The 8,282-nt window shown below is 69.7% G+C and carries 14 protein-coding genes and 2 pseudogenes; 10 read left to right on the forward strand and 6 right to left on the reverse strand.

The window, feature by feature from the left end; genetic code table 11:
- The 6 genes and pseudogenes from Q0C41_RS27625 to Q0C41_RS27645 form a co-directional block, all read right to left on the reverse strand.
- Positions 1–821, reverse strand: a pseudogene (locus tag Q0C41_RS27625) (hypothetical protein); the annotation flags it as partial.
- A 301-nt stretch (positions 822–1,122) separates the two neighbouring features.
- A complete protein-coding gene (locus Q0C41_RS27630) occupies positions 1,123–2,439 on the reverse strand; it encodes a tyrosine-type recombinase/integrase (RefSeq protein ID WP_291989567.1) in 1,317 nt (438 codons plus the stop codon).
- Positions 2,440–2,445: 6 nt separating this feature from the next.
- The gene (locus tag Q0C41_RS27635; protein ID WP_291989568.1) at positions 2,446–2,709 is read right to left on the reverse strand and encodes a hypothetical protein; all 264 of its coding nucleotides are present in this window, start codon (positions 2,707–2,709) and stop codon (positions 2,446–2,448) included.
- A complete protein-coding gene (locus tag Q0C41_RS27640) occupies positions 2,706–3,053 on the reverse strand; it encodes a hypothetical protein (RefSeq protein WP_291989569.1) in 348 nt (115 codons plus the stop codon). The genes Q0C41_RS27635 and Q0C41_RS27640 overlap by 4 nt, the downstream gene beginning before the upstream one ends.
- The gene (locus Q0C41_RS31535; RefSeq protein WP_367079315.1) at positions 3,050–3,574 is read right to left on the reverse strand and encodes a zinc-ribbon domain-containing protein; all 525 of its coding nucleotides are present in this window, start codon (positions 3,572–3,574) and stop codon (positions 3,050–3,052) included. The genes Q0C41_RS27640 and Q0C41_RS31535 overlap by 4 nt, the downstream gene beginning before the upstream one ends.
- Positions 3,486–4,136, reverse strand: a complete 651-nt coding sequence (locus Q0C41_RS27645; protein WP_291989570.1) for a S24 family peptidase — start codon at positions 4,134–4,136, stop codon at positions 3,486–3,488. The genes Q0C41_RS31535 and Q0C41_RS27645 overlap by 89 nt, the downstream gene beginning before the upstream one ends.
- 214 nt (positions 4,137–4,350) lie before the next feature.
- Here Q0C41_RS27645 and Q0C41_RS27650 point away from each other — a divergent pair, with 214 nt between their 5' ends.
- The 10 genes and pseudogenes from Q0C41_RS27650 to Q0C41_RS27695 form a co-directional block, all read left to right on the forward strand.
- On the forward strand, positions 4,351–4,581 hold the full coding sequence (locus Q0C41_RS27650; protein ID WP_291989571.1) for a helix-turn-helix transcriptional regulator: 231 nt from the start codon (positions 4,351–4,353) through the stop codon (positions 4,579–4,581).
- The gene (locus Q0C41_RS27655; protein ID WP_291989572.1) at positions 4,581–4,883 is read left to right on the forward strand and encodes a hypothetical protein; all 303 of its coding nucleotides are present in this window, start codon (positions 4,581–4,583) and stop codon (positions 4,881–4,883) included. The genes Q0C41_RS27650 and Q0C41_RS27655 overlap by 1 nt, the downstream gene beginning before the upstream one ends.
- Positions 4,884–4,944: 61 nt before the next feature.
- Complete coding sequence (locus tag Q0C41_RS27660) at positions 4,945–5,250, forward strand: hypothetical protein (RefSeq protein WP_291989574.1); 306 nt, start codon at positions 4,945–4,947, stop codon at positions 5,248–5,250.
- The gene (locus tag Q0C41_RS27665; RefSeq protein WP_291989576.1) at positions 5,247–5,507 is read left to right on the forward strand and encodes a helix-turn-helix domain-containing protein; all 261 of its coding nucleotides are present in this window, start codon (positions 5,247–5,249) and stop codon (positions 5,505–5,507) included. The genes Q0C41_RS27660 and Q0C41_RS27665 overlap by 4 nt, the downstream gene beginning before the upstream one ends.
- Positions 5,504–5,653: a hypothetical protein gene (locus tag Q0C41_RS27670; protein WP_291989578.1), complete on the forward strand. Its 150-nt coding sequence runs from the start codon at positions 5,504–5,506 to the stop codon at positions 5,651–5,653. The genes Q0C41_RS27665 and Q0C41_RS27670 overlap by 4 nt, the downstream gene beginning before the upstream one ends.
- Positions 5,647–5,910 carry a hypothetical protein gene (locus tag Q0C41_RS27675; RefSeq protein WP_291989580.1) on the forward strand — a complete coding sequence of 88 codons (264 nt, stop codon included), beginning with the start codon at positions 5,647–5,649 and terminating at the stop codon, positions 5,908–5,910. The genes Q0C41_RS27670 and Q0C41_RS27675 overlap by 7 nt, the downstream gene beginning before the upstream one ends.
- Complete coding sequence (locus Q0C41_RS27680) at positions 5,910–6,173, forward strand: hypothetical protein (RefSeq protein ID WP_291989582.1); 264 nt, start codon at positions 5,910–5,912, stop codon at positions 6,171–6,173. Before Q0C41_RS27675 ends, Q0C41_RS27680 begins: the two co-directional genes overlap by 1 nt.
- Before the next feature lie 69 nt (positions 6,174–6,242).
- Positions 6,243–6,677, forward strand: coding sequence for a hypothetical protein (locus tag Q0C41_RS27685; RefSeq protein ID WP_291989584.1), 435 nt, complete (start codon positions 6,243–6,245; stop codon positions 6,675–6,677).
- Positions 6,678–6,679: 2 nt separating this feature from the next.
- The gene (locus Q0C41_RS27690) at positions 6,680–7,819 is read left to right on the forward strand and encodes a hypothetical protein (RefSeq protein WP_291989586.1); all 1,140 of its coding nucleotides are present in this window, start codon (positions 6,680–6,682) and stop codon (positions 7,817–7,819) included.
- Positions 7,819–8,282: pseudogene (locus tag Q0C41_RS27695) on the forward strand (hypothetical protein); the annotation flags it as partial. The gene Q0C41_RS27690 and the pseudogene Q0C41_RS27695, both read left to right, overlap by 1 nt.

Below are 8,282 nucleotides of genomic sequence, written 5' to 3' on the forward strand. Positions count from 1 at the left end.
GCGGCCACCGCGGCCTCGGGATGCGCGGAGAGCAGGCGCGTGCGCGCGACGGCATCGGCGTCGCCGAGCACGTCGGGCCCGATCACGATGACCGCGGCCTGGTCGTCGATGGGCTCGCCGAGATGGCGCACGACCTTGGCGCGCCAGCCGCGCACGGCCGCTTCGATGGGCAGCTCGCGGGCGAGCGCCTCGTCGTCGTCCACCACGAGCAGGTACGGCGCGGTCGGACGGCCGGCGGGCGAGAGCGCTTCGGGCGGCGGCAGCGTGCGCAGCGACTTGTGCAGTGTCTCGACGATCTGCGAGAGGCGCAGTGCGTTCGCGGTGCCGAGCAGGGTGCCGGTGTCGAGCAGCCCGGCGGCTTCCCAGGCGAGGCGCGCGGCTTCCCGCGCTTCCACGAGCCACAGCGACGTCGCGAGCTTGTGAGTTTCGCGCGCGGCGCGGCGCCGTGGGCCGCTGTCGAGGCGTCCTTCCAGGGCGGCGAGCGCCGCGTCTTCGAGTGTGGTCGCGCGGGAGGCGAGCGCCGACGTATAGGCCAGCCAGACGAGGGTGGACGAGGCGTCGTCGACCGTGCGTTCGTCAGGTGCGGCCGGTGCGGGCTCGACCGCCGTGATGGCGGAGGGCGTAAACGCCTGAGCGGCGGGATCGAGCGTCGCCGATGGCGCCGGCGCCTCGGCGACGGCAACCGCGGCCGCGGACGGTGCGGCGTCGCGTGGAGCGTCGGCTGGGGAGGCTGGACCTGTGTCGCCGGCGGCGTCCGCGAGCGGCCGATTCGCGGGCCGCGTCTTGGCGAAGCCAAGGCGAAACGGCAGGCGAACCTTCACGACGAGTCCCATCCCATGCTGTTTCGGTTCCAGCCGCGACGACGGCTAGGTGCAGCGGCGTGCGTTTCCGGAAGTCTGCACGAAAACCTGCGGATTCTGCGAGGGCCGGCCAGGGCGCCCCGCGGCGCGCCGGGCATCAGTGCCCGGCGGAGGGAATCGACAACGGCAAGGCGAGGCCGGAGGCCGACGCCGTGTTGCTGATGCCTCCACCGGCGGCACGACGAGCCCGCGGGCGAGGAGTGGTGCCGGCGGAGGGAATCGAACCCACACGCCCCGTTAGGAGCACAGGATTTTGAGCGCCCTAACGCGCCTTCTTTCGCGTCGAACGGTTTGCGCCGGAAGCGTCAGATTCGCCTCGTTTCGCAGGCGATTGACGTCGACGCATGCGCACCCGCGGCGACCCGTCCGATCGGCCCGATGCGGGATCAGTCCCACCGGCATCCCCACCAGCCCCGAACACCAATTCGGCGATGTCCGTGACCTCCGCGAGCTGGTTCAGCGGGGCCACCTCGTGGCGCGGTTCGAGGTGGGTGTACCACTGCGTCGTCTGGATCGACGTGTGGCCCATGACGTCCTTCCGGATGCCCTCCGGCACGCCCAGGGCGGCCAGCTTCGTCGCCGCGGTGTGGCGCAGCGTGTGGAACGTGACGCCCGCCTTCAGGCCGTAGGGCACGCCGGCCGCCTTGCACGAGGCGATGAGCCCGGTGTCAATCGTCTTCACCCGGTCGCCGAGGTAGTGCACCACCCACGACACGCCCTTCGGCTGGCGCGCCTTCGCGGCCGCGAGTATGCCGTGTAGCTTGTCGCTCACCGGCGTGATGAGCGGCCGGCCGGTGCTGCGAGCCGTCTTGTGCTGCTCGACGCGGATGAGCCGCAGGTCGGGGCTGATGTGCTCGTCCCATCGGAGCGCGAGGATGTTGCCGAGGCGCAGCTTCGGCGCGAGGGCGGCAATCGCGATAGCCAGGCGCAGGTGCGCCGGCGACGCCAGCATCACGGCGCGGAGCTGCTCGGGCGTGATGGTGACGGTGCGGCGGCGCACCGGGTCGCGCTCAAGCGCGCGAAACGGATTCATGGTCACGCCCGTGGCCGCGCGGTACTCGGGCAGCATGGCCATCTGGTAGAGCCGAGACATGGCGGTCCGGTAGCGGTTGCGCGTCGCGCCGGCGACGCCGCGCGCGAGCATCCACTCCTCGAAGGCGAGCAGGTGCGCGGGGGTGTCGATCGGGTCGGCCAGGCACAGGTCGTGGTACGGCCCGGTCTCGTGCGCCTCCAGCGGGCGATCGGGCCGGCGCCCCCAGAAGCGCAGCACCACGCGCAGCACGTGCTCAGCGGATGCGGGGTCGGTGAGCTTGCCGCGGCGCTCGACGTGATCCATGTAGGTCTCGGCCCAGTCGGCAATCGCGGGCGACGTCTCGTCGCGGGCCACCTCGAGCCCGGCGGCCAGGCGACGCAGGGTGCGCCGGCGCGCGGCCTCCGCGTCGGCCGCTTCGCGTTTGCTGGGGTAGGGGCGGGGCGAGACGTGGCGCACGCCGCGGTACCAGAAGTCGTAGCGGTAGGCCGCGACGAGTTTGCCCTGGTCGTTCTTCGTGCGGCGGTCCTTCGCGCGGTAGACGGTCACGCGTGTCTATCGCCGCGTCCAGCCGTCACGCTCGTAGGCGGCGATCTCGCGTCGGCACTCGGCGACGAAGCGCGCGATCCCGTGGCGGTCGTGCGCGATGCAGCTACGGTGCTGGCCCTCGCCGAAGAAGATCTGGCCCCAGTAGGTGCCGGGGATCTTGCCGGGGCGGACCCAGAAGCGGCGGGTCTCCTCGCCTTTCACGAGGACGAGATCGAAGTGGCAGGCGTCTTCACGAGGCGGTGTACGACGGGGGAAGGGGACGAGGGTCATTGGGGGTGCACCTCGTAGCGGCCATACGAGAAGGTGGCGAGGCGTTGGCCAGACCGTGCGTCTTTGATGGTGGCTTCGTAGCCCTGCCCTTCGCCGTAGCAGACCACAGCGACCGTCGTCGTGATGTTCTCCTTGGTCGTCGCTGGCACGGAGCGCCAGACGCGCGGATCAATCAACGCTTCATTCTTGAAACAGTCATAGCCGGTGAAGTTCCCCGCGGCGATCTCGCTCTTGAGGAGCGCCGTGGCTTCTGGCACCAGCTCCTTCGATGGCGCGATGCCGCCGGCACACGCCATCGAAGTGACACAGAGCGCCGCCGCGCAGGAGAGATGAAACGCCTTCATCGGCGACCCACAACGACTGACACGACGCACGAGGCGGCGAGAATGAGCAGGATGACCGCGCACCCCACACTCGCCGTCCGTGAGATCCAGTCGCGTTGATTGACGACCTTGACCTTCTGAACGGTCGCGGTCGATACGAGGTCCCGCCCGCAGTGTTTACAGACCTTGGCCTCGTCTTGGATTTCCTCGGCGCAAAAAGGGCACTTCTTCATCTCATCGCCCGCAGCCAGGAGTTCAGCGCGAACTGCCCGTCGCTCGCCCGGCAGCGCGACACGTTCAGATCGAAGGTGTAGGGACCGGCCGTGCAGGACGTTGATGACGGGCCGGTGACATCGTTCCCGCCGCCCTTGCATCCACCGAACAGCAAAGCGCCGAGTAGTGCTGTAGCCAACGCGCGAAGGACCATAGTCTCTCTCCTTGAGGGGGCAAGGGCTATACGTACTGACCGTGCCAGACGACGCGGCCGATAAGGTATTCCTGCCATCGGTCGCCGTCGCTGACGGGCACCATTCGAACACCATACTTCCGCTTGTCCGCGTTCTCGCTCATCAGGGCCAGCCAGGCGCGGCCATCCTGCTCGATCAACTGCACGCGCTTCAGGGTGGACCCATCGTCTACCCGGACGGCGTAGATGCCAGTCGGGTCTGGCGGCCTGCCTTCGCCGGCTCTCTCTAGAAGCACGACATCGCCCGGCGCGATCACCGGCAGCATCGATTCCTCGCGTGGGCCGACGCGGACGCAGATCGGCATCTTCCACCGCCGCAGGAACGTCGCGCTGAACGCCAGCGCACCCGCGGACTCGTGGTCGTCAATCGCCAAGGGCGAGCCTGCGGCGATCCGGCCCTTCATCAGCGGGACCGCGCCGAAGTCATGGCCATCGATCGAGATTGGCGCAGTCGTCGGCCGGCGCTCGATTCGAATGGCCTCGCCTGCCGCGTTTCTAGCATCGACCAGCGCCTCCAGCATCTCGTCCTGGGGCACGTCGTAGATCGCCGCGAGGACCGCAAGCGCAATCGGATCAGGTGAGCCAGTCCACCCGTATTCGAGCCCGCGAAGCGTCGGCTCGGACAGCTTGGCGCCCATGCGTTGCGCGAGCCTCGCCACGACCGCGATCTCGCGATTCCCGCGCCACGCTGTGAGGCGTTCACCGAACTGCCTGAATTTGCGCGACCGTTCGCGGCTGGTGTGCCCGCTAGCCATCTCCCCAGCAGGGTAAGACCTCCCCGCGTTGCCATGGCAATGAGTGGCAAAAATAGATGTTGACATGGCAATGAACGGCACGTATCTTGTCGTTGACATGGCAACGACCTCGATGCCGCGGCTGCAATTCGATGGACGCAAGCTCTACGAAGACGCCGTCGCCAAAGGGCTGGATATTCCGGCGCTCGTGCAGCGATCGGGCAAGTCACAGCGGACGGTCTACCGCTTCATCACCGGTGACATCCAGTCGACCGATACCGCCCAGGCCCTCGCTCGGGCCCTCGGTTACTCGGTCTCTCGCTACCTCATCCGTTCGGAGGTGGCGTGATGTTCGTCCTCCTGCAGCTCGACGAGTGCGCGTCGCAGGTCGGTGGCGGCGCGCTGCCAGTGCCCGCGGTGCTGCCGCGCGCCGCAGACGTCGCCAGCCCTGACGGCCCGTGTGAAGCGGCGCCGGTGGAGGCGGGCGAGGGCCAGCAGATGCCGCAGGCGAGCGGCCACGCGGGCATCGTGCTCGGCTGCGCCTGCACGGACATCCGGTATCGGGCGCGGGCCTTCGACGAGCGTGTGTCGGTCTGCATGGACTGCGGCCGGGTGTGGAAGGTGTGGCCGAAGGTGGTGCGTCATGGCTAACAGCCTGGCCGGCGCGGTCGCCACGGCGCCACTCAACAGATTCGACCACCTTCGCCCTCGGATGGCGAAGGCGCTCAACCCTGTTGAGGACGCCAGCGCCCGTGAGCGTCGTCGGATCGGGAAGGCCTTGAGCCGCGCCATCGGCGTGCTCGATCTCGACGACAAGGAAGTCTGCGCGCTGCTGGGCACGACGGAGAAGCCGCTCGACAAGGCGCAGCTCTCCCGCTGGCGCTCAGGCGACGAGAACGTGGTGCTCGCGCGCGTCTACGGCACGCGCCTGCACGGCCCCTTCGCGATCGAGATGGCGCGGGACGCGCAGGGCTGCACGGTGGAGACGACGGTTGTCTATCGGGCGGTGTCGGCATGACGCCGCTCGTCGACAAGGTCGTGGCTGCGGAGACGTTGCAGGTCACGCCACGCGTGGTGCTGCGGTTGGTGCGGACGCAGCAGCTCGCCGCGATCCGTGTCGGCAAGGCGTGGCGCTTCGATGTGCGCGACATCGAGGCGTTCATCGAGGCCCAGCGGCGGGCGAGTGTCGCGCGTCCCGTGATGTCGATGCCTGGATCGCTCGCCCCGTTGCCGGTGCCGAGCCGCAGGCGCTTCAGCAGCCGGAGGGTGTCATGAGCCAGACAGCTCGGATGGTGCGTCCGCAGGCGCAGGGGCCGGCGCGGCGCGGTCTTGCGTGGGAAGTCGTTGTCATTGGCGTCCTCCTCACGGCCGGGTGGGCGTTCATCGGGTATGGCGCCGCGAAATCCATGGGGTGGTGGTGATGGTGCAGTGGGGCGACTACGACGCGGGCGACTGCGTGCACGGCGAGCCGGGTGTGACCTGCCGCGTGTGCCATCCGCAGCGCGAGGACTACGACAGCCCGTGGGCCCTGGTGGTGCTGGCGCTCATCGCGCTCGGCTTTGTCCTGTGTGGGCCGTCGGCGATCCGACGCGAGCTGGCGAACGACGACGCGCAGGCGCGCCGGCACCGTGCACACGTCGAGCGGCACGTGCCGTCGCTGGCACCGGAGGGGCGGTAATGGGCTGGGCCGCGCGCGCCAACCCCACGGTCCGTGACGGTCGCCGACCGACGCGCGTCACCGCGCTGCCGTCATCACACGCGCAGCCGCTGCTGGTGTTCGTGCCAACGAAGCGCGCCGTCACGAAGAAGGACGGCACGCCGGTGATGGGACCGAACAACACGCCGCTCGTGCACTACGGCTTCGTCTCGAACGCGCCGCCCGGGACCGAGTTGAGCGAGACGCACTACTTCGACGGCCGCGCCATTCGCCGGCGCCGGTAACCCAGAGACACGAACGGGCCCGGCGCCGCAAACGCCGAGCCCGCGATCGCCGCAAGGAGGGCGGCAACCATGGAAAGTGTAACGCAGACCGCACCCGACCGACGGACGACCACCGCACATCCGACCGATGCCCTCGCGCACGCGCTGCGCGTCGCCGTGCTGGCGGAGCGGATTCTTCAGGTGAGCACCGACGACGCCCGCGCCAGTCTCGACCGGCTGCCGCGCTGGCAGCGCACCGAGTACGAGACCGCCGCGGCCGTCGCGCTGGCCGTGATCGACGCCGACCGGCAGGCGCCCGCCCTCTACGCCGCGGCGCACGGCCTCATGGATCTGGGCAGCCAGACGCCCGTGCAGCGCCGCGGGCTGGTGCAGATGGTGCGTCAGGTCATCGAGCGCTACACGCAGACGCTCGGCGGCCACCATCCCCGGGTCGTCGCGCAGCTCGAGCCGCTCATCGCGCTCGACGCGATGGCCGACACCGACCACTTCGAAGCAGGAGCGTAGCCATGAGCACCACGACGATCGACACCCCGACGGCCCTCGCGCCCACGGGCGACCGCACGCCGGCCGTCATTAAGACGCCTGACGAGTACATGGCCGCCATCAAGCGGTGGGAAGGGCACTTTCACGTGCTCACGCCGTTCACCAGCATGTCCGGCATCGCCGCCTCCTACGGTCTCGTTGTGAGCCAGATCCGCATCCACCCGGACGCGGCCCAGGGCGAGGTCTACGCCGGCCTGCCGTTCCTGAAGAGCGACGAAGTGGCGCTCGCGAAGATCGGGCTCCGGAAGCTGGCCGAGTGCGCCGGCATCAGCACCGAGACGATCCGCACGGACCCGCGCACCATCCCGCACTACTGGGAGGTCAAGGCCGTCGCGACCTACACCGGCATCGACGGCTCGAAGATCCGGCGCGAGGCCACGAAGGAGTGGGACCTGCGCGACGGCTCGGCGCAGCTGAAGGGCTGGACCACGCAGCAGATCGGCGAGGCCCGCAAGCACGGCCTCCGCAACTGCGAGGCGCGCGCCATCAACGCCGTCATCCGCGAGTCCGGCTGCGGCATCCGCCAGAAGTACTCGCGGGCGGAGCTGCAGAAGCCGTTCGTCGTGGTGCGGGTCGCGTTCCAGCCCGACCTCAGCGACCCGGAGATCAAGAAGCTCGTCACGCAGTCGGCGCTCAGTGCCACATCCGCGCTGTATCCCGCCGGGCGGCCCGCGATCGAGGCGGCGCCGATCGTTGACGAACCTCTGCCGACCGCCGTCGAGCCGCGCCTGGTCGGCAGCTCCGCCACGACCGCGCCGTCGTCGACCTCCACCCCTCCGTCGTCGACGACGGCCGGCGCGGCGGCGCCGAACCCCGACGTGCCGCCGTGCGAGGGCGCGGTGCGCATCGTCGACGTCAAGAACGTCAAGGAGGGCACGAGCCGCAACGGCGGCAAGTGGACGCTCTGGAAGGTCATCGACGGCAACGGCGTCGAGTACTCCACGCTCGACAACGACGTGGCCGCGGCCGCGAAGAAGGCCTGGGACGCGAAGGCGTGGGTCGAGTGCATCACCGAGACGAAGGGCGAATACACCAACCTCGTCGAGCTGGCCACGGCGGGGCAGAGCCCGCGCTTGCCCCTGCCGGGCGAAGGAGAACTCTGATGGCTCCCGTGAATCTGGAACGCCTCGCGCGTGTGCCCGTCCTGGCGTCGGGCGGCCACAACCCGAACGACGAGGCGATGTGCGTGATGGAGGCGGTCGCGTTCGTGGCGGGCGAACCGTGGAGCGACCACCCGCAGTGCGCGTGCCCCGTCATTGGCGCGTTCATGCGCGCGTGGAACGACGGACTGCCCGACGGCGAGCGCGACACGCTGCTCCGGCCCTACATCGCGCGGCTCGTCGGCACGCGCAGCACGAAAGCCGTCGAACAGCGTCGCGCCGATATGGCGCTCGACTGGATGGTGCGGGTGCACTCGCCCGCGTGGCTCGATCTGAATGAGGCGTTGTCCGTGCACGCGTCGGCGATGCGCGCGCTTCCGGCGCTGCATTCGCGCGAGGCGTGCACCGCGGCGACACCGGTGCTGGCGGCGGCCGCCGCCTGGGACGCCGCCTGGGACGCCGCCAG

Origin of the sequence: Luteitalea sp. (assembly GCF_022842525.1) — a bacterium.
Taxonomy (GTDB): domain Bacteria; phylum Acidobacteriota; class Vicinamibacteria; order Vicinamibacterales; family Vicinamibacteraceae; genus Luteitalea.